Annotated in this window: 20 protein-coding genes; 4 read left to right on the top strand and 16 right to left on the bottom strand. The window is 72.4% G+C overall.

Annotation, left to right across the window (positions count from 1 at the left end):
- Positions 1 to 19: 19 nt before the first annotated feature.
- The 11 genes from IF83_RS0111160 to IF83_RS0111110 all read right to left on the bottom strand — a co-directional run bounded on the left by IF83_RS0111160 (position 20) and on the right by IF83_RS0111110 (position 11,552).
- Positions 20 to 1,705 (bottom strand): glycosyltransferase family 4 protein, encoded by a 1,686-nt coding sequence (locus IF83_RS0111160; RefSeq protein WP_051722648.1) that lies wholly within the window; start codon positions 1,703 to 1,705, stop codon positions 20 to 22.
- Positions 1,706 to 1,718: 13 nt separating this feature from the next.
- Positions 1,719 to 2,867: a hypothetical protein gene (locus IF83_RS0111155; protein WP_030543941.1), complete on the bottom strand. Its 1,149-nt coding sequence runs from the start codon at positions 2,865 to 2,867 to the stop codon at positions 1,719 to 1,721.
- 73 nt (positions 2,868 to 2,940) lie between these two features.
- A complete protein-coding gene (locus tag IF83_RS30145; protein WP_030543940.1) occupies positions 2,941 to 3,381 on the bottom strand; it encodes a DUF4913 domain-containing protein in 441 nt (146 codons plus the stop codon).
- The gene (locus tag IF83_RS0111145; protein WP_030543939.1) at positions 3,378 to 5,138 is read right to left on the bottom strand and encodes a type IV secretory system conjugative DNA transfer family protein; all 1,761 of its coding nucleotides are present in this window, start codon (positions 5,136 to 5,138) and stop codon (positions 3,378 to 3,380) included. The genes IF83_RS30145 and IF83_RS0111145 overlap by 4 nt, the downstream gene beginning before the upstream one ends.
- Complete coding sequence (locus IF83_RS0111140) at positions 5,135 to 6,532, bottom strand: ATP/GTP-binding protein (RefSeq protein WP_051722669.1); 1,398 nt, start codon at positions 6,530 to 6,532, stop codon at positions 5,135 to 5,137. The genes IF83_RS0111145 and IF83_RS0111140 overlap by 4 nt, the downstream gene beginning before the upstream one ends.
- Positions 6,533 to 6,645: 113 nt before the next feature.
- Positions 6,646 to 8,139: an SCO6880 family protein gene (locus tag IF83_RS0111135; RefSeq protein WP_030543937.1), complete on the bottom strand. Its 1,494-nt coding sequence runs from the start codon at positions 8,137 to 8,139 to the stop codon at positions 6,646 to 6,648.
- Positions 8,140 to 8,180: 41 nt separating this feature from the next.
- Positions 8,181 to 9,452, bottom strand: coding sequence for a hypothetical protein (locus IF83_RS0111130; RefSeq protein ID WP_107046737.1), 1,272 nt, complete (start codon positions 9,450 to 9,452; stop codon positions 8,181 to 8,183).
- Positions 9,445 to 10,218: a hypothetical protein gene (locus IF83_RS0111125; protein WP_030543935.1), complete on the bottom strand. Its 774-nt coding sequence runs from the start codon at positions 10,216 to 10,218 to the stop codon at positions 9,445 to 9,447. Before IF83_RS0111125 ends, IF83_RS0111130 begins: the two co-directional genes overlap by 8 nt.
- 19 nt (positions 10,219 to 10,237) lie before the next feature.
- Positions 10,238 to 10,507: a hypothetical protein gene (locus IF83_RS0111120; RefSeq protein WP_030543934.1), complete on the bottom strand. Its 270-nt coding sequence runs from the start codon at positions 10,505 to 10,507 to the stop codon at positions 10,238 to 10,240.
- A gap of 191 nt (positions 10,508 to 10,698) precedes the next feature.
- Entirely contained in the window at positions 10,699 to 10,932 is a 234-nt protein-coding gene (locus IF83_RS0111115; protein WP_244176970.1) for a hypothetical protein, read from the bottom strand.
- Between the two features lie 20 nt (positions 10,933 to 10,952).
- The gene (locus IF83_RS0111110) at positions 10,953 to 11,552 is read right to left on the bottom strand and encodes a hypothetical protein (protein ID WP_051722667.1); all 600 of its coding nucleotides are present in this window, start codon (positions 11,550 to 11,552) and stop codon (positions 10,953 to 10,955) included.
- A gap of 138 nt (positions 11,553 to 11,690) precedes the next feature.
- On the opposite strand from IF83_RS0111110, the gene IF83_RS0111105 reads away from it, so the two are divergent.
- The 4 genes from IF83_RS0111105 to IF83_RS31160 all read left to right on the top strand — a co-directional run bounded on the left by IF83_RS0111105 (position 11,691) and on the right by IF83_RS31160 (position 15,452).
- A complete protein-coding gene (locus IF83_RS0111105) occupies positions 11,691 to 12,731 on the top strand; it encodes a peptidoglycan DD-metalloendopeptidase family protein (RefSeq protein ID WP_051722647.1) in 1,041 nt (346 codons plus the stop codon).
- 11 nt (positions 12,732 to 12,742) lie between these two features.
- A complete protein-coding gene (locus tag IF83_RS0111100; RefSeq protein ID WP_051722646.1) occupies positions 12,743 to 13,447 on the top strand; it encodes a hypothetical protein in 705 nt (234 codons plus the stop codon).
- Between the two features lie 7 nt (positions 13,448 to 13,454).
- Positions 13,455 to 14,492: a hypothetical protein gene (locus IF83_RS0111095; RefSeq protein ID WP_051722645.1), complete on the top strand. Its 1,038-nt coding sequence runs from the start codon at positions 13,455 to 13,457 to the stop codon at positions 14,490 to 14,492.
- A gap of 255 nt (positions 14,493 to 14,747) precedes the next feature.
- Positions 14,748 to 15,452: a hypothetical protein gene (locus tag IF83_RS31160; protein ID WP_051722644.1), complete on the top strand. Its 705-nt coding sequence runs from the start codon at positions 14,748 to 14,750 to the stop codon at positions 15,450 to 15,452.
- A gap of 51 nt (positions 15,453 to 15,503) precedes the next feature.
- Here the strand turns inward: IF83_RS31160 and IF83_RS0111085 are convergent, their stop codons facing one another.
- From IF83_RS0111085 to folP, 5 genes are all read right to left on the bottom strand, one after another.
- Positions 15,504 to 15,995 carry a DUF3180 domain-containing protein gene (locus IF83_RS0111085; protein WP_030543927.1) on the bottom strand — a complete coding sequence of 164 codons (492 nt, stop codon included), beginning with the start codon at positions 15,993 to 15,995 and terminating at the stop codon, positions 15,504 to 15,506.
- Between the two features lie 80 nt (positions 15,996 to 16,075).
- Complete coding sequence (folK, locus tag IF83_RS0111080; RefSeq protein ID WP_030543926.1) at positions 16,076 to 16,669, bottom strand: 2-amino-4-hydroxy-6-hydroxymethyldihydropteridine diphosphokinase; 594 nt, start codon at positions 16,667 to 16,669, stop codon at positions 16,076 to 16,078.
- The gene (gene folB / locus IF83_RS0111075) at positions 16,666 to 17,025 is read right to left on the bottom strand and encodes a dihydroneopterin aldolase (RefSeq protein ID WP_030543925.1); all 360 of its coding nucleotides are present in this window, start codon (positions 17,023 to 17,025) and stop codon (positions 16,666 to 16,668) included. Before folB ends, folK begins: the two co-directional genes overlap by 4 nt.
- Before the next feature lie 462 nt (positions 17,026 to 17,487).
- A complete protein-coding gene (locus tag IF83_RS0111070; protein ID WP_030543924.1) occupies positions 17,488 to 17,982 on the bottom strand; it encodes a nuclear transport factor 2 family protein in 495 nt (164 codons plus the stop codon).
- A complete protein-coding gene (folP, locus tag IF83_RS0111065) occupies positions 17,979 to 18,833 on the bottom strand; it encodes a dihydropteroate synthase (protein ID WP_030543923.1) in 855 nt (284 codons plus the stop codon). The genes IF83_RS0111070 and folP overlap by 4 nt, the downstream gene beginning before the upstream one ends.
- Positions 18,834 to 18,839: the final 6 nt, after the last annotated feature.

Raw genomic sequence — 18,839 nt, 5'->3', positions numbered from 1 at the left:
CCTCGGTTGTTCGTACGGTCTATCGCTTCCTGTTGTCGCGGGGCCCAGGAGCGCCCTGCTGCCTGGGCAGTCCGGGCATCTGCGGACTGCCGGGCTGCTGGGGCAGTCCGGGCGTCCGCGGACGGGCCGGCTGCGCGATTCCCTGGCCCTGGTTTTGGCCTTGACCCTGGCCTTGCCCCTGCCCCGGCGCCGTCCCGGGCCGTGCCTTCTGCTGGTCCGCGGCTCCCGCCGTCCCCGTGCCCCGCCGGCCCTGCGACGTCAGACCGGCCGCCTTCGCGAGCCGCGTCTGCGGCCCCTGGGCCCCGGCCTGCGCCGCCGCGGCTGCCTGCTGCGGGACCTCCGGTCCGGAACCCGGGCCGGAACCCCCCGGCCCCCCGGGCCCCGCTCCGGAACCACCCGGGCCCAGGTTGACCAGGGCACCGTCCGGCCCCTGCGTCGTGACCCCGGGGACGACCTTCTGCTGCACGTCCCGCGCAGCCGCGGCCGCCCGCGCCGTCCGCTCCTCCGGCACCCGCATGGCGGCCTCGACCAGCGCCTTGCCCGCGTGATCCCAGGAGTACGAACGCAGCGCCTCCCGCAACTGCCGTGCCTGCTCGCGGCGTTCGGGCAACTCGGTCTGGACGCGCCGAATCGCTCCGGCCCACTGGAGCGGACGATCCTCCGCGTATTCGGGTTCGGGAACGATGCAGGCTTTGCCGAGATCGGGGCCGAACCGTCGCTCGTCACCGAGAAACTTCGCCGCGCCGCTCTCCTCGTTGACCAACACGGGAATTCCGTGCCCCAAAGCCTCGGTGGCCACGAGGCCGAAACCTTCGTGTTTGGAGGGCATGATGACGAGATCTGCCTGCCTGACCGCATTCTGAAGCTCGGCGGCATCCTTGGTGAAGAGCTCAACGGTGACGTGATCACCGCCGATCTCCCGCAACTCCGCGCGCACATCCTCAATCTCCTCTGGAGGAGCGCCACGGATCGTGAGATGGACCTCGTGACCCCACTCGTTCAGCAACGCGACGGCTTCTGCTGCGCTCTCAAATCCCTTGAGAGGATCACCCGCACGTCCCATCGCCAGCACGTTGAGCCTGCCGTGGGACGTTGAGTACTGAACTGCTTCCTCAATTCTCGTACCCGGAATCAGTTCGTGCGCATCGGGCACATGCGGGCCCGTCGACGCGAGCCTCTTCGCCTCCTCGGTCAGAAGTGGCCCGACACCGACGACGATGTCGGCACGCGCCATCACCTCGCGTTCAATCGCCGAGTCGGTCAGCGCCTTGGTCCGCGCTCGTTCCGGGTCCAGCTCGTACTTGACCTCCGCCAGCCGCTCCGGGCTGGTGTGCAGGAAGTGCGCCACCCGCGCTTCCGTGTACCAGGCGTCCCGCAGAACGACGGCCGCAGGCCCGGAGAAGCGGGAATGACCGATGATGAGGTCGAACGGCTGCTCTCGCGGATCGGGCAGACCGAAAACCCGGGGGTCCTGCGCGACCTGCTGCTTGAGCCAGACCTCTTCCTCCACCCCCTTGGGGGGGTCGGGCATCGTGAGCACACGGACACCCTCGTGCGGCGCGGTGTCGCTCCGCCCGGTCAGGACCGTGACCTCGTGTTCCCTCCCCAGGGCGACCGCGATCTGCTCATTGAAGACCGGAATGCCGCCCTTACCCATACCACTGCGCGTGCAGACCGCAAGAATGCGATACCGCTGGCCCGTCACGGACTGCCTTCCGTCAGATACTGATGTCCTTCAACTCCCGCCCGAATCCCCAGATGAGGGAATGGCTGAAGTCGTAAGCGCTGTAATGGATGACACCGGATCGCCTGCCCGGATACAGACGTGCCGCGTACTCGTCCAGCAACTCCGCGAAGACCAGAGCCCGTGTGGCCGACAGCACCACATCCCTGTCCCCCATCTCCGGAGCAGGAGGCCGGCGATACGTCTGGGGAGTCCACGGCACGGGGACCAGAGCAAATTGCTTCCGCCAGGAGCTGGCTTCCTGAGCGAACGACGTGGGCTGCCCACCCGTACTGCCCGGGACGGAACCGGACACCATATGGTGTGCCGGATCGATGGACTCGTGCTTCTCCTGCCACACCACAGCGGGTCGCCCGGTCAGGAGATTCCGCAGCTCCACAGCCGCCTCGGCAACGGACCTGGCGACCGACAGATCACCAGCGGCCATCAACTCCTCGACGGACGGCACACTTTCCGCTGCCCGCCACGCGGCATGCCGCAACTCCTCGAAACGCGCGGCCAGATCGGGCACCTCGCGCACCGGACGCGAATCCTGAGAAATCCACGGGGCCTCCCCCGGATGCGGCGCCGGAACTTCCACTCCCAACGGCTCCCGCAAGGCATCAGCCGCCTCGTGAGCCAGCCCACTCAGCTCCGCCGCCTCGGGGCCGATCACCACAGCAGGCCGTCCCGGCGCCAACCGGCGGTACAACTCCCGCAGTACCGACAGCGTCTTCAACTGCCGCGAGTGCGGAATCACCACACACAAACCCGGGCCCATGAACGCATCCGTAAAGCCGTCCTCCTTGCGCTCCACCAGATAACCCGGGTCGGCCGCGAGCCTTTCCTCCCAGTCGCGCAGCGCCTCGTCGAACGTCAACGGCCGGTCCACACCCCCCGGAGCACGCCGGGCGATCACATGCCGGGCAGGATCCGACAACTCCCCCGGCTGCGAAGAGGCACTGTCCACACTCCGCAGCACCGCTTCCAGCTCCTGGAAAGCCGTACAGCGGTCGTCCGGCCACCTCTTGGTCCGGCGATCAGCCCGCCACGTCGGCCGGCCCTGCGCCCACAACATCCGGCAAGCCGCCTGGTAAACCCGCTCGAAGCTCTCCGCCAAGTCCTGCTGCCCGCTGCTGTTCACACACCACTCCTCGCTACTGTCCGGGCCTCATCGGCCCGGCCCCCGTACTCGTCGGACACCAGCATGATCCCGCTCAGCCCGGATACGGCGCCGTGGGCGGCATCTCCTTCGGCCGGTGGCCGCCGGCGCGGCAGCCCGCGAACGGGCCGTTGGGGTCGCGGAGCGTGTGCATCAGGGGCCAGAGGTAGTCGCGGTGCCACACCGCCGGGCCGGTCATCCCCGCCGCCGGGTCGGTGAGTTCCTGCCAGGCCATCCACAGGGCGTGCAGTTGCGCCACGGCCTCCAGGTGCTCCCACCACTGCGGGCACCACGGCGAGGAGGAGCTGACCTCCCGGCCGTACACCGGCAGCAGCAGGTCGTGCACCCAGGTGGTGAGGCCGTCCATGGCCACCTGGTAGTCCTCGCCGTCCAGGTAGAGGATGAACGCGGGGCCCGAGTCCTGTGCCCCGCCGTACCCGCCCTGCCCGTCGTCCGCCCAGCCCTGCGCCCCGTCCGGCTGGAGTTCCGTCGTCATTTCAGCACCCCCTGTGCCGCCCGCGTGGTGATCGCGTCCATCTCGGCCCGTGCCGCGGCCTGGATCCGGTCGGCGCCCGGCTCCTTGTACCAGGGGCGGAGCCGGATCAGGGCCGGCTTGACGCCGGTGGCCAGCAGCAGCGCCGTGCCCTTGGGCAGGGCCCGGATGCGGTCGGCGGGCAGCACCCGCTCCAGCCGGTACGAGGTCGAGCGGGACCGGCCGTCCTTGCTGCGCGAGTAGCTGACCGTGCTGACGTCGTGCTCGCCGACGAGCCGGGACACCTTCTCGACGAAGTCCGCGTCGTCCAGCCCGGCGCCGAGCAGCTTCACCGTCGCCGCGCTCCACAGCGCGTCCATGCCCGCCTCGCCCCAGACCCGGCTGCCCTGTCGGTAGCTCTGCAGCAGGGTGACGATGTTGATGCCGCGGGAGCCGAAGTGGCTGTAGAGGTCGGGCAGATCGGAGATGCGGCAGACGTTGGCCGCCTCGTCCAGCACGGCCGTCATCGGCGGCTCCAGCCGGCCGCCCTGCCGTTCCGCGGCCATGACGCCGGCGCGCAGCACGGAGTCGGCGAGGCCCGCGATGACGCCGGCCGCCGAGCCGCCGCCGTCCTTGGAGAGCAGGTAGAGCGTGTCCCGGCTCAGGACGTGCCGTTCCGGCCGGAACTGCGGCACCTGCGGGTCGGGGGTGACCCAGGCGGCGATGGCCGGGTCGAGCAGGCAGGCGGCGCACTGGCGTGCCGTCTCGTAGATGCCGTCGCGGGTCTCCACCGCGCCCTGGATGGTGCCGCGCAACTGGTCGGCCAGAGCGGGCATGTTGGCGTCGTTCAGCAGATCGATGGGGGTGCGGTCGGCCGGGTCGGCGAGCCAGGACAGCACGTCGGAGACCGTCCGGCCGCCGCGGTTGCCCGCGTGGAAGAGCGCGGTGAGGGTGTTCTGCGCGGCGGAGATCCAGAAGTCGCGCTTGGAGGCGTCGTCGTTGACGGCGGCGACGAAGTGGCCGGCCAGCCGCCGCGCGCCCTCGATGGTGGCGGCGTCGGCGAGCATGTCCCACCACATGCGGCGCGGGGTGTGGGCGATGCCCTGGGGGTCGAACGTCCAGACGGTTCCGGTGCGCTCGCGTTCGGCCCTGGTGACGCTATAGACGTCCGCCTTGTTGGACGTGAGCAGGACGGAGCCGCGGGCGCGCAGCACGCGCGGTACGGCGATGCCGGTGGACTTGCCGGAGCGGGGCGCCATCAGGTCGAGCTCCACGTCCTCGTACGAGGAGCGCAGCTCCGGACCGTTCGGTTCCAGGTTGCCCAGCAGGTTCCCGGTGTCGTCCGGGTCGAGCCGCTTCTGTTTGGCGAGCGCCGGCCGCAGTTCCCTGGCCCGCGCCTCGGCTCCCTTGGGGAGCATGCCGGCCAGTTCCCTCCGCCCGGCGAGCCCGGCGGGCTTCGACAGCCGGCTCCGTACCGCCATGACGGCGAGGACGGCCAGTGCCACCCCGGCGCCGAAGAGCACGGCGATGCCCGCGACGACGGCTCCGGGCGAGGCGGCCGGCCACAGTTCGCCGGGGCCTTCGCGGGTGAGGGTCGTCAGGGTCTTCAGGGAGAACGGCGGCGGGTTCCAGCCGGCGCCGGAGACGGCGGCCCCGAGGGTGCCGCCGAGCCAGACACCGGAGAAGACGAGGCCGACGAGGGCGGCCGCGCCGACGATGAACCACGGCAGGATCTCGTCGGCGCCCGCCCCGGTGCCCTTGCGTCCGGAACGGGAGGTCATCGGCGGGGCTCCAGGTTCTCGTGGGCCGGGTTGTCCTTGCCCGCCCAGCGGGTGTTGGTGTTGTGGAGCTCCCGCTCGGTGTCAGTGATGGCGACCTTGATCGGGATGCCCGGCCGGCCGCCCACCTTGATCAGGAAGCGGCCCCGCCCCGGCGGCTCCTCGTTGCCGCTCGCGGAGGCCCAGCCCGGCGGCGAGGACCAGGAGGACACCAGCTCGATCTCCCGCTCCGACATGCCGACGACCTTGCCGAGTTCCTGCATCTCGTTCCGCGGCAGCCCCGCGCACACGACCATGCCGGCCCGCTCGACGAAGCCGCGCGCCTTGGCCCGGTCCGACTCGTTGCCCAGTGCCTCGGCGTCCTTCAGGGTGTGGGTGATCTTGGCGTCGCCCAGGCCGAGCGAGCGGTTGAGCCGGGTGAGGGCGTCGATCCGCTCGACGATGCCGGAGGCCGCGCGCAGCGGCCGCCAGAGTTCGTCGAGGACGGTGAAGAACCAGCGCTGCGGCGCCAGTCCGGCGTCCGCCAGGGCGTGCGCGGCGGCGACCGTGCCGAGCCCGTCCGACCAGGCCGCGAGCATCGCCGCGGCGGTGAGCTGGGTGTCGGCCTCGCCGATGCGGGAGATGTCGATGCAGACGGCGGGCGCGTTCGCGTTGATGCGGGTGGAGGTCTCCGAGGAGAAGGTGTCGCCGAGCGGGCCGTCGAGGACGCCGAGCAGCGAGCGCTGCAGCGGGTCCACGGCCTCGCGGTAGCGGGTCTCGTCGCCGCGGTCGAGGGTGACGGCGCGCACCCGGTCCGGTCCCTCGTCGAGCACTTTGAGCAGGTCGGGGAGGAGCGGGGCGCGTCCCGGCTTCGTCCGCTCCCGGAGGTGGTGCAGGCAGGCCGAGAGCACCGACTGCTCGTGGTCGTCCATGGGCCGGTTCCGGACGATGGTGACGAGCGCCGCGACCATGTTGAGCACCCGGCCGTGCGCCTCGGCCAGCAGGACCCGGCCCGCGTCGCCGCCGATGCGCTCGGCGGCCTCGCCCATGGCGCCGGGGTCGAGGACGTTGATGCCGCCGACCCCGCGCCCGATGGAGATCACCTGGCCGCCGAGGGCCCGGACGGTGACGGCGTAGTCGGGCTTGAGGTCGCCCAGCACCAGCGGCACCACGCCGGTGGCGGACAGGCCGATCAGCATCCGGTTGACCAGGGTCGACTTGCCGAGACCGGGCATGCCGAGCATGAACAGCGACGGGTTGGAGATGTAGCGGGCCCGGGTGAACCAGGAGATCGGGTCCCCGCACACCGTCGCGCCGGTGTGCAGATGCTGGCCCAGCGGCACGCCGGTCATGGGCGCGCCGGATCCGGCGGCGAACGGCCAGAGCCCGCAGGCCTGGACGGTCGTCGCGCGCCACATCGCCGGCGGGTCCAGATGGCCGACCTGCCCGCCGCCCGGCCCCGGCCAGCCCCGGGAGGGCACGAACGGCGCCTTCGGGGACGGCTGTTGCGGGGGCTGCCGTTTGCGCGCGCTCACAGCGCCTCCCGGATCTCTCGCGGCATCAGGGTGTGCTCCCACGGCAGGATGCCGACGGGGAGGGTGCAGGTGAACGCGGAGGCCTGCATGCGGTCGGCGGGCCGCATCATGACGCGGGACGAGGCCTGGAGGTTCCGCACGGTGGTCGCGGCGTCGTCGAGCTGCTCCGGCGTGTCCACGGTGATCGTGAGCATCAGGGAGAACTCCACGAGCCCGGCGCCGGACGCCTCCTCGGCGGCGGTCTGCTCCGCGGCCCGGATCTCCGACGAGGCGCGTGCCTGGACGAGGCCGCGGCCGGAGGAGGCCGAGAAGTGGGCGTTGCGCCGGTCCGCCTCGACGATCCGGGCGGAGGTGGCCGGGTCGATCGGCCGGTAGATCAGCGCGACCCGCTTGCGGCGGGTGCCCTGCGCGGGCTCCAGCAGTCCGCGCAGCACGCTGGAGCGGACCGTGCCCCGGGGCGCCAGCGTGAGCAGCCAGCTCCGGGACACGCCGGAGTCGTGTTCGTAGGAGGTCACGGTCTCGACGGCGGTCGCGGGGCCCGCGTCCGCCCACTCCAGGCCGGTGCCGCCGTGCTCCGCCCGGGCCGTCAGCACGTCGGGGGCGATCGCCGGGTCGTAGGCGACCCGGACCACCTCGGCGATGCGTTCGGCGGAGAGCGGCGCGGCCGCGCCGCCGCCCGCCGCGACCAGCCCGGAGAGCAGGCCGGGGATCCGCATGGCGAGGTCCGTGATGACCTCGTCCGGATCGCGGCGGGTGCCCACGGTGCCGTAGGTGAGGGCGATGTACGTGTGCATCTCGGAGGAGGCCGCGGGGTAGCGCTCGACGACCTCCTCCATGACGGCGCGGGCCGCGGCCGGGGCGTCCGGGGAGATCCGCGGCAGGACCTCCGCCGCGAGCCGGGTCCCGGTGTCGGGGGCGGTCTCGACGACGACGGAGGCGCCGCGCAGGCCGGGCTCGTGCGAGAGCCGGGCCAGCCAGTCGCCCCAGGACGCCACCCAGATGTCGATCTGCTCGGCGTCGATGAGGGAACCGCCGTCGGGCTCGCAGGAGAGCACGATGGTGTAGAAGTTGCGGCCCGGGTGGTGGATCACGCCGAACGGCCGGTCGTACGCGTCCCGGCCCTCCCGCATCTTGACGCGGGCCAGCATGCCGGGCGGGGAGAAGCGCCCCCCGGGCCGGCGGGAGAGCGGGCCGGAGACGTAGACGTGCGAGCCCTTCGCCTTGCGCCGGGCCCAGCCGGCGCGGACGGCCAGAAGCTGGTACGCGTTCCGGCCGTCCACGGTGCGGAGGGCCAGCGGCAGGACGATCAGGAGCAGCGGCACCAGCACGGTGATCGCCGCCGGGATCGATATGAGGGACGCGAGCAGGACGACGACCAGCCCGCCGAAGGAGATCACGGTGCCGACCAGCCCGAGCGGCCCCAGGCCGGGGCGGCGGGGCAGCCGCCAGTTGCCGTATGTAGGACGCGTCGTTGCGGCGTCGGTGGACATGGACTTCCTTCCGTCTCGGGCCGGAGCCAACGAGGAAACGACTACTCGTTGTGGCCCTTGTTGCCGTCGTTGTCATCCAGCGAGTTGAGCACCTGGGTACCGGCGGCGACGGCCGTCTGCGCGGCCACGGCCGCGGCCTGCACACCGGCGGACGCTCCCGCGGTCGCCCCAGCGGTCGCGGCTCCCCCGGCCGCCCCGGCCGCTTTGCCTCCCGCGCCCGAGGCGCCGGCGGACTGCCCGGCACCGGTGGACGGGGAGCCCTTCGGGCCGCTGGACGAGGCTCCGCCGCTCTTGCCGCCGCCCGAGCCCATCACGGCGCCTCCGCCGCCACCGCCACCGCCGACCGAGCCGCCCGCGATGCTGACGGCGCCGCTGGCGAGGTTGTTGACGGCGCTGACGGTGACGGTCCCGCCGGAGGTCCCGCCGAGGGCCGCGGTGGCCGGGACGATCAGCTTGAGCAGGGCGGGCAGCGCGAACACGGCCATGAGCATCATGCCGAGGCCGGCGATGACCTGGCTGATGGGGGAATCCTCCGCGGTCATCGCGCTCGCGCCGTAGAAGATCAGCGCCGCGGCCGGCTTGTAGAGCAGCCAGGCCGCGAGCCAGCCGATGTGCTTCTTCCACCAGCCGCTGCCCCAGCCGGTCATGGAGGAGGCGGCCGCGAGAGGAAGGGTGCCCACCAGGAGCAGGACGACGCCGATCCTGATGTACATCAGGATCATCTGGACGAAGGTGGCCAGGATGATCAGGATTCCCAGGATGATGATGAGTCCGGGGTTCGCGGTGACCATGTTCTGGATCACCACCAATCCGATGATCTCCGCGCCGTCCGCACCCATTTCGGACTTGTTGAAGAGGTACTGGGCGAAGGCATCGGACGCTTCGGAGAGTTTCTTCACCCCCCAGGTGGCCACCGCCCCGACGAGAATGACTTTCCACAGGCCGTTGAAGGCCTGCTGCATCGGCTGTCCCTTCCGGTCCACGGCCATGCGGATGGCTGCGATCAGAAGAGAGGCGACGGCTATGTACCCGACCAGCCAGTCGACCTCGTTGGCGATGTCATTCGCCGGGTTGATCGACTCCATGTCGATGTAGAACCAGGCTTTGTGGAGTTCCTGGAGGATGTCGGCGACGGCCTTGCCGATGGCCCGGGCGAAAGCCTCGACGGCGCTGCCGATGACGGAGTTGGCGGCGTCGTCGACCGCACCGGAGACGCCGTCGACGACCTTGTCCTTGACGTCGCCGACACAACCGAGGGGGTCCGACGCGCAATTTCCGACCTTGTCGAGGATTCCGTCCTCTTCTTTAATCATCAGGAGACTCCCACAGGACGAATCCATTGGTGCCACTGACCTTCGCGGTGCCCGCGATGATGGAACCGTTGGGCTGCGGAACCAGCTTCCAGTCACCCCCGTGCCACTGGACTGTCAGCGTGGTGCTCATGTAGGCGCCGTCGTTGAATTCCATGAGCATCATGACAGTGGCCTGGCTCTTGGAGTAGGAAAGCACCGAGAACCCGGCGTACTTGCCGTCACGGGGCCCTTCGTCCGGAGAAGTGTCCTCTTGCTTGGACCGCAACTTGACAAAGGAATCCGTATTGGGTCCCGGCGCGAACTGCTTCTCGACGACCTCTTCCCACCCCGGGAAACCGATCTGGTTGGAGATGCCGTGGGCGGCCATGACAGCGCCCATGGGCGTGTGGGCGTAGCACGACCACACCCGGCCGTCGATCAGCTTGGGGCCGGCTGTCTCGGAGGTGGGCACCCGGTTCGCGCCCGCGCTCTTCCACTTCAGGTCCTTCGGCGGCTCCGTGGGCGTCTTCTGATCGCCGTCGTCGGTGCTGCATCCCTCCGGGCGCCCGTCCGAGCCGCCTTCGGCGGCCGGCGGCGCGGACGGCGTACTGGACGGAGCCGCCTCGGTGCCGCGGCCGCCCTCCTCACCGCCGCCCGCGAGGGCGGCGACCCCGCCGAGAACGGCGAGCGAGAGGAGGAACCCGGCGGACAGCAGCCAGCCGCGCTGCTGCCAGAAGGGCTTCTGCCACTCGCCGCTCTCGCCGCGGCCGCGGCTCGTCCTGACCATCGCTCAGCCCTCCGGGTAATCAGACGAAGACGAAGTTGACCAGCGGACCGGCCGCGGCGACAAGGACACATCCACCGAGCACCATGCCCAGCCGTCCCATGTGCTCCGAGCCCTCGCCCCGCCGCATGGAGATCGACATCATGGCGCCGGTGATGAGGACGCCGGCCACACCGGCCGCGGTGCCCGCCCAGGCCACGATGCCCAGCACCGTATCGACCTTGCCCGTCAGTTCGTCCGGGGCGTTGGGGCTGGGGTCCGGGACGCCGCCGTCCGCCAGGTACCGGTACATGCGTTCCCTCAGCACGTTCTGCTCCTTCGATTGACTCTGATTGCTGCGCGACGGGGCAGAGATGCTGCCCCCATGGCCCCTGACGGGCCCGTTGCGGGGGGTGTGGGTGATGCGGGAGGTGACGGGGAGGCCAGAGATGACGGGGGCCGAGTGATGCGTCCATGACACTCACAGGCCGCGAGAAGCGGCCGTCATGTCACGAACGCGACGATCGGCCCCGCCGTCGAGGCGATGATGCAGGCCCCCATCACCATGGCGAACTGGACGAGATGCTCCTGGCCGTCCCCCTGCCGCAGCGAGATGGCCATGCGGATGCCCACGAAGAGCAGACCGGCGACGCCGGCCGCCGTGGCCAGCCAGGCGATCACGGCGAGCACCTCGTTGAGAGGGCCGGTCACGCTGGAGGGGGGCTGAGCGAGCAGCACCCCCGAAGTCCATGCCTGATTCACTGTGTGCCACCCGTTGGTTGTTGAGGACCGGAGACCAGACGAGCCAGCGCCGCCACCTCGCGCGGCAGCGGCGCGTCGAGATTGCCGGTGCGCCACTGGGGGATCCAGGGCACCCGGTGGACCTCGATCACGGATCCGATGACCTTGATGCGCTGGGCGAGTTGACGGGGCGTACGGCCGGGCGCGTCCGCGACGAGCACGGCCGCGGCCACGGTGAGCCCCAACTGCTGCTTCTCCCGACGGAACGTATCAAGGGCCTGTGACAGTGCCTGCAGACCCGTCGCGTGCGTGCGGGCCACCAGCAGCACGGTCACCGGCTCGCCCGCCGCCGGGTCCGGCCAACGGTTCCCGCAGTCGGCACCGCCCAGGACCGCGGACAGCGTCGAGGCGCCCGCGCCGCCATGGGCGTTCACCCAGGCGAAAGCGGTGGGCGTCGCGGCTGTCTCCGCGGCTGCGGCCGCACCGGCGGCCGGGTCGTCACCGCTGCCGGCGGCGCCGTCCCGCGGGCCGCGCACCCAGATCTCGGGACCGTAGGGTGCCCCTCGGGCACCCTGCTCCATCAGTTGGTTCATCTCTCCCCCGTTCGCCTGCGCCATCATCTCAACTACAGCCGTCGAACGAACAGTTCGAGCGGATCAGTAGCATCATCAAGACGATTCCGTGACGCGAACACCGGATATTACTCACGGAACGTCAGTTCGTGCGACCGAGGTCCGCGCAGACACGGGGGAGCGATGTCCGAGGGCAACAAGGGAGCGCTGGTGGGGCTGGCCGCCGGCGCGGGGGCCATGGTCTTCGCGCCGGTGCTGCTGTTCCTGGCGGTGAGCGGCGGCGGGACGGAGCCGCCCGCCGGCGGAGGGGGTGCCCTCAAGTCCGGGACCGTGCCTGCCGAGTACGTCCCCTGGGTCCTCCGGGCGGGCGCGATGTGCCCCGAGATCGGCCCCGCCGTCATCGCGGCGCAGATCGAGGCCGAGTCCAACTGGAACCCCGAAGCCCGGTCCCCCGTGGGAGCCCAGGGCCTGTCCCAGTTCATGCCCGGGACGTGGACCACCTGGGGCCGGGACGACGACGGCAACGGCCGCGTCTCGCCGTTCGACCCGGGCGACGCGATCATGGCCCAGGGGCGTTACGACTGCTCGCTGGCGCAACAGATCAAGCGCTACAAGGACCGGGGTATCGCCGCCGGCCCCACCCTCGACCTCACCCTCGCCGCGTACAACGCCGGCCCGGGCGCCGTCGAGCAGTACGGCGGCATACCGCCCTACACCGAGACCCAGGGCTATGTCACCCGCATCAAGTCCCTCATCTCCAAGTACGAGGACGTGGCCGCAGGCGGTGGCGGTGGCGGTGGCGGAACGATCCCCGCGGGCCAGAAGATGGCCATGCCGCTCGCCGGCAACCCCCCGATGACCTCGCCGTACGGGATGCGCGTCCACCCCGTGACCGGCGTGAACAAGCTCCACACCGGAATGGACTTCGGAGTACCCTCCGGAACTCCCATCCGCGCCGCCATGGACGGCACCGTGACCTTCGCCGGCTGGAACGCCGGGTACGGCAACCGGGTCGTCATCTCCCACGGCACCATGGACGGGAAGACGATCGCCACCACGTACAACCACATGTCGGCCATCGGCGTCAGCAAGGGGCAGAAGGTCAAGGTCGGCGCCCCCGTCGGCGCCGTGGGCAGCACCGGATACTCAACGGGGGCACATCTCCACTTCGAGGTGCAGCAGAACGGCCAGTACGTCAATCCGGCACCATGGATCGGGAAATGAGGGGGACGGCCATGGCAACGCACCGCACGGGCGCACGCCGCGCCACCACGCGGGCCGGCTCCGCCGCCGTGTCCGCCACGGTGTCCGCCGCCGCGCTGATCGCGCTCGCGGGCTGCGGTCTGCCGGGGCTGGGCGGCGGCTCCTCGGAGCCCACGCCCAAGGTCTCCCCGGAAGCGTCCTTCACCGCCAAGGCGCCCGTCCCGAGCGGCAAACCGCTCGGTCCCGGCGCGAAGGTCCCGAGCCCGCCGGACGCCGACTTCGGCGACCCCACCTCCGTGGCCACGGCCTGGGCGGTCACCGCCTACAGCCACGACACCGCCTACGACGCCGGCCCGCACGACGCCGTCCTGCGGGCCGCCCGCTACGCCACCGAGAAGCTCGCCGCCGCCGAGCGCGAGCACCGGCCCGCCGCCGGCGCGGGCGGCCAGTGGCTCCTCTGGGCCGAGCACAAGGCGTGGACCACGGTGAAGACCTCCCTGGAGACCGACGGGGACGCCCCCTCCGACACCGCGACCACGGCATGGCGGCAGATCGCCGTCACCGGCAAGGCGCGCGGCCGGGACGGCTGGAGCGGTCCCGGACCACGGCTGCACGCCTTCGTGCAGCTCGTACGGGACGGCAGGGGCGACCCCTGGCGGGTCTCGAAGGTCAATGTCGTCGAGGCGGCCACCGTGCCGAGTCAGCAGACCACCGCTTCTCCCGACCGATCCGAGTGAGCACCAGATGGCCATCCTCCGCCGCCGGCAACGGGGCAACACCCCCTCGACCGCTCCGCAGACCGCACCCGAGCCCTTCGAGGTGCGCATCAGCGCCGACGGCGGGTGCACCGTCGGCGGAACGGCGATCACCCCCGCCGACGGCGAACCGCTGCACGAGGCGGTCCTGAACTACCTCCACCGGCTGGCGATGGCCACCGGGCACGCGGTGCTCGCCACCGTGTACGACGGGCGCAGCGGTTACGTCACGCCCATCGAGGTCCGGGTGGACGGATCGAGCCGGTTCGCCGGCGAGCCGGGCCACTGGCCGGAGCTGATGGCGGAAGCCGCGCCCGAGCCGGTTTCCCCTCCCCCGCCCCCTGCCGCGACCGAGCCGTCCCCGCCGTCCCCGGCCCCCGCACCGCTGCCGGAGCCTGCGCCGGACGCCGCCCCGGAGCCGTCACCGGCCGCACCCGAGCCCTCGGCGGCGGCCGCGGCACCCACGGCCCCCGGGCCGGCCGCGGAGCGCCCCTCCGGCGCCGCCCCCGAGGCCGCTGCGGAGGCCGTCCCGGAAGTCCCGGCGTTCCTCGCCGAGGCGGTCACCCGGATCAACGAGGCGATTCGCCTGGGCAACATCACGTCGGCGGCGGCCATGGCCGAGCAGAGCAGGGCCTCCGCCGTCCACGCCTTCGGCGAGGGCCATCCGCATGTGCTCAATCTCCGGGAACTGTCGGCCTACGTGGCCTATCTGGCCGGCGATCCCACCCGTTCCCTGGCCATCTCCCTCGACACCGCCCGCGCCTGGCACCACCGGGGCGATCCGCGCGCGTACCAGAGCGTGCTCCAGGCCGCAGCGGCCTGGCGTGCCGTCACGGACGCCCGCGAAGGGCTGCGGCTGGGCGAGGAGTTGTTGGCCCTCTGGGCCGAACTCGCCTCCGTGGCCGGTCCGGCCGCCGCCGACATCACACAACTGGAGGCAGCGCGCCGCCGCATGGGCCGACTGGCCGAACGGGCGGCCGGACAGGCCCAGGGAGTCGCGCAGCCGTCGGCGCCACGGGAGCCGTGATCAGGCACCGGATCCCTCGGTCTCCCCGGGGGGAACGCGGATCCTCGGCCCCTGCCGGCTCCCTGCCGGCTTCTCCCTGCCGACTTTCTGCCGACTTTCTGCCGGGACGGTACCGGCGCGGCTCCGGGACGATACGGGGGCGGCCGGGGACGTACGGGGTGGCTCCGCGACCGTACGAGAGCAAAGGCCCACCCGCGCACCAAAGTTGACCGATACTCTCCTGATCCGATACGCCCGCCCGGGAGGAATCCAGCCATGAGCTCTCCGGAATCAGCAGCCCGGCGCCCCGCCCCGGGACGGGAACGCCCGCACGGCGACCGGCGCCGACCCGCCGACGCCGCGCTCGCCGACCGGGAACGGGAACAGCGGCACGCCCGGGGGCACGAGCGGGACCGCGCCGGGGCGCTCTCGCGGGCGCGGGCGGCCCGCGTGCGGTCGCCCCGGGTGCGGGTCGAGGTGTCGGTGAACGAGCTGAACGGCACGGTGAGCTGGCGTGTCCCACCGCACCGGAACCCCCGCCGCCCCGGCGGAGAACGGCCGGATACCACCGAGCGGCACCGGCGGGGCCCCGCCTCAGCGGAGCAGACCCCCGACACCGCCGCCCACGCGGCCGCGCTGCGCTCGGCCGGTCTCGACCCGCGCGGTGCGGCACGGGGGGCCGCGCCGGTACCGGCGCATCCGGCGGCCGTGTCCGCAGCGGCCCGCATGCCGGTGGAGCACATGTCACCGGAGCAGCTGAGAAGCCATCAGGCGCACGTCGCCGGGCTCAGGTCCCGGCTCTCGGGCGACCTGGCCCGGACGTCGCGCGTGCCCGCCGCGGCAGGGCTGCGCACCGGGATCTCCAGCGGCCGCGTGCACTCCCTCGCCGCGGAGCAGTCCTCGGCCGCCCGCGCCCTCGCCCACCGGCCGCCTCCGGGGGCGGTGTACGCGCCGGCTCAGCAGGCCACCCGGCACCGCTGAACCGGCTGTTGCGCCAGGGCCGTTGACGACGGGGTCGTCGCGCCGGGCCCGTTACGCCGGGGCCGCCCCCGGGCCGCCCTCGTCGTCCTCGTCCTCGGGCAGCCGGCAGACCCGTTCCAGCAGCAGACCGGCCGCCACCACCGCCAGGCCCGCGAGGACGGAGAGCCCGGCGTAGAGGGCCTGCCCGCCGCGGCTGCCCCCGTCCAGGCCGTTCGTCAGCAGGAAGACCCCGACACCGCCGTACATCCCGGCGACCGGCGCGGCGACCAGCGCGCTCGCCTGGCCGAAGACCACCGCCCGCGCGGCGACCATCGGATCGACGCCCTTCGCCCCCGGCTGCCGCTCCCGCTGGGCCTTCAGCCGGCTCCGCAGGGACAGCGCGGTCGCGGCGAGGACGGCGGCGATGGCCGCCAGCACCACGGGGGCGGCGAAGGGCACGCCCGGCAGCGAGCCGTAGGAGTCCCAGAGCCGGGCGACCGCCCAGGCGAGCACACCGGCGACGGCGAAGATCCCGCTCAGCACTCTGATACGAAGTTGCCTCACCGAGTGCTCGCCTCGCTCTTCCTGGTGGACGGACCGACCCCGCACGGCGGGTCACCGGAGGTGGACACCGAGACTAACGGCTACTCGGGCAGTCGGAGTTCCAGGTCCGCGCGCCGCTCCACGCCCTGGCCGGGGATCTCCGCCAGCAGCTCCTCGACGGGGCCGTGGCCGGGCACGTCCGCGGCCGGATCGACGTCGTGCCACGGCGCCAGGACGAAGGCGCGTTCGTGCACCCGCGGATGCGGCAGCGTGAGCGCCGGGTCGTCCGAGACGACGCCCTGGTAGGCGACGATGTCGACGTCCAGCGTCCGCGGGCCCCAGCGTTCGTCGCGCACTCGCTCGAAGGCCTCCTCGACGGCGTGCGCCCGCTCCAGCAGGGAGCCCGGCGGCAGGGTCGTCCTCACCAGCACCACGGCGTTGAAGTAGGACGGCTGGGAGCCGGGGTCCACGCCCCAGGGCTCGGTCTCGTAGACGGCGGAGACCGCCTTGACCCGGACGCCGGGGGTGTCCTCCAGCGCGTCGACCGCGCCCTGCAGGGTCTCCAGGCGGTTGCCGAGATTGCTGCCGAGAGCGATCACGGCCCGTTTCGGGTTGGAGAGCGTGGTGTCCGCGGCGTCCACCCAGTCGGCCACCGAGGCCGGGACGGGCTGCACGGTCGGGTCGCTGGTGGTCATGGGCGGCTCCGGGTGATGGTGATGGTCACGTCGTCGAAGGGCACGGTGATCGGCGCGTCCGGCTTGTGGACGACCACCTCCACCTCGCGCACCGGATCGTGCCGGAGGCAGCTCTCCGCGATCCGCTCGGCGAGCGTCTCGATCAGCTCGACCGGCTCCCCCTGGATCACGGCGACGACCTCCTCGGCCACGATGCCGTAGTGGACCGTCAGCGTGAGGTCGTCGGCGGCCGCCGCGGGGCGGGTGTCCAGGCCCAGCACGAGGTCCACGACGAAGACCTGGCCCTTCTCCCGCTCCTCGGGGAAGACCCCGTGGTGTCCGCGCGCCCTGAGGCCGCGCAGCGCGACTCGGTCCACGACTGCCACTCCCGCTGTCGGTTACGGATGGACGGACGCCGGGCGGAGCGTGCCGCAGGCGTCCTCGCGGCACGCCCGCCCCGCTCCGGGACCGGTGCGCCGCTGATGGAACGAACCTACCTGCGGCCGCTGACAGCACCCGTGCCCGGCCGTGCCCGCGTGTGCCACGGTGCGGCCGGACCGCGAGCGGCAGCGCGCCGCCGGACCCGCCGGGGTCCGTGAACCCACGCTCTCACCCCTTACCCGTCCGCCGTGCGACTCGAACGGGTGAGCTGGGACACCCTTTCGGACGGCCCGCCCGGATCCCCTGGGCAGTCGTGCGGCCCTTCCCATCGGGGCCGTGACACACGGCACCGCGCATGTTTCACCGCGCTGCCGGCACCGCACGCCGCGGCCCGATCCGGCGCGAAGGGGCGGACCGGCAGGGGGGACCGGCGCGGGGATCGACAGGAGGACCGGCCCTCAGAGCAGTCCGGTGCCGCCCGTGCCGCCGGGCTCCTCGTCCTCGTCCGGCTCGCCGTCCTCACCGGCGGTGTCCGCCAGCACCGGCGAGCCGTGGTGCGCCCAGATCCGCCAGCCGTCCCCCGTGCGGCGGAAGACGTTGGTGGCCACGACGAGCTGGCCGACCAGCGGCCCCAGCTCGCCCTCCTCCTCGGCGGGCCCGCCGCTGAGGATGTTCTCGGTGCAGGTCACCAGCGCGGTGTCGCCCTCGATCTCCACCTCGACATCGGTCAGGAAGAACTGGATGTACTCGGTGTTCGCCATGATCAGCGCATACGACCGCAGCACCTCGCCGCTGCCCCGCAGCACCGGCCATCCCGGGTGCACGCAGCTGACGTCACCGGGGAGCCACATGGCGGAGAGCGCCTCGAAGTCGCCCTGCTCCATGGCCTCGTAGAGCGCCGTGTTGGCCTGCTCGACCTGCTCGTAGTCGGTGCTGCGGGCGGGCCGGCTCACCCGGCCCCCTCGACGGCGCGCGCCACGCGCACCGCGTCGGCCGTCGCCCGCACCTCGTGGACCCGTACCGCCCAGGCGCCCTCGCGCGCCGAGATCGCGGAGACGGCGGCGGTGGCCGCGTCCCGCTCCCGGGCGGGCGGCGGGCTGCCGCCGGGGCCGGCCAGCACATGGCCGAGGAAGCGTTTACGGGAGGCCGCCACCAGCAGCGGCCGGCCCAGGCTCCGCAGCTCGGGCAGGGCCGCGAGCAGGGCCAGATCGTGCTCCGCCCGCTTGGCGAAGCCCAGCCCCGGGTCGATCACGATCCGCTCCGGCGCGACGCCCCCGGCGACCACGGCGTCCATCCGCTCCCGCAGCTCGCCGACGACCTCGCGGACCACGTCGGAGTAGACCGCGCGGGCGTTCATGTCCTGGCTGAAACCGCGCCAGTGCATCACCACGAACGGCACCCCGGCCGCGGCCACCACCGGCACCATCGCCGGATCGGCGAGACCGCCGCTCACATCGTTGACCAGCGCGGCCCCGGCGGCCACCGCCTGCTCGGCGACCGCGGCCCGCATGGTGTCCACGCTGACGGTCACGCCCTCGGCGGCCAGTCCGCGCACCACGGGAAGGACCCGGCGCAGCTCCTCCGCCTCGTCCACCCGGGAGGCCCCCGGGCGCGTCGACTCGCCGCCCACGTCGACCAGGTCGGCGCCCTCGGCGACCAGCTCCAGACCGCGCTTGACCGCGTCTCCGGTGTCGAACCACCGGCCGCCGTCGGAGAAGGAGTCGGGCGTGACGTTCACCACGCCCATCACCGCGCAGCGGTCCCACTCCGGCAGACCGGTCACCACGCCGCGCACACTGCTCATGCCCCC

This window comes from Streptomyces albus subsp. albus, assembly GCF_000719865.1.
Classification (GTDB): domain Bacteria; phylum Actinomycetota; class Actinomycetes; order Streptomycetales; family Streptomycetaceae; genus Streptomyces; species Streptomyces albus_E.
This window is presented reverse-complemented; position numbering and strand designations above follow the sequence as displayed.

Bases quoted from the DNA above. Each gene is read 5' to 3' on its own strand.
- IF83_RS0111130 (WP_107046737.1), bottom strand. From the start codon at position 9,452: ATGATTAAAGAAGAGGACGGAATCCTCGACAAGGTCGGAAATTGCGCG.
- IF83_RS0111100 (WP_051722646.1), top strand. From the start codon at position 12,743: ATGGCAACGCACCGCACGGGCGCACGCCGCGCCACCACGCGGGCCGGC.
- IF83_RS30145 (WP_030543940.1), bottom strand. From the start codon at position 3,381: ATGACGACGGAACTCCAGCCGGACGGGGCGCAGGGCTGGGCGGACGAC.
- folP (WP_030543923.1), bottom strand. From the start codon at position 18,833: ATGAGCAGTGTGCGCGGCGTGGTGACCGGTCTGCCGGAGTGGGACCGC.
- IF83_RS0111125 (WP_030543935.1), bottom strand. From the start codon at position 10,218: ATGGTCAGGACGAGCCGCGGCCGCGGCGAGAGCGGCGAGTGGCAGAAG.
- IF83_RS0111145 (WP_030543939.1), bottom strand. From the start codon at position 5,138: ATGACCTCCCGTTCCGGACGCAAGGGCACCGGGGCGGGCGCCGACGAG.
- IF83_RS31160 (WP_051722644.1), top strand. From the start codon at position 14,748: ATGAGCTCTCCGGAATCAGCAGCCCGGCGCCCCGCCCCGGGACGGGAA.
- IF83_RS0111095 (WP_051722645.1), top strand. From the start codon at position 13,455: ATGGCCATCCTCCGCCGCCGGCAACGGGGCAACACCCCCTCGACCGCT.
- IF83_RS0111135 (WP_030543937.1), bottom strand. From the start codon at position 8,139: ATGTCCACCGACGCCGCAACGACGCGTCCTACATACGGCAACTGGCGG.
- IF83_RS0111140 (WP_051722669.1), bottom strand. From the start codon at position 6,532: ATGTGGCGCGCGACGACCGTCCAGGCCTGCGGGCTCTGGCCGTTCGCC.
- folK (WP_030543926.1), bottom strand. From the start codon at position 16,669: ATGACCACCAGCGACCCGACCGTGCAGCCCGTCCCGGCCTCGGTGGCC.
- IF83_RS0111120 (WP_030543934.1), bottom strand. From the start codon at position 10,507: ATGTACCGGTACCTGGCGGACGGCGGCGTCCCGGACCCCAGCCCCAAC.
- IF83_RS0111110 (WP_051722667.1), bottom strand. From the start codon at position 11,552: ATGGCGCAGGCGAACGGGGGAGAGATGAACCAACTGATGGAGCAGGGT.
- IF83_RS0111105 (WP_051722647.1), top strand. From the start codon at position 11,691: ATGTCCGAGGGCAACAAGGGAGCGCTGGTGGGGCTGGCCGCCGGCGCG.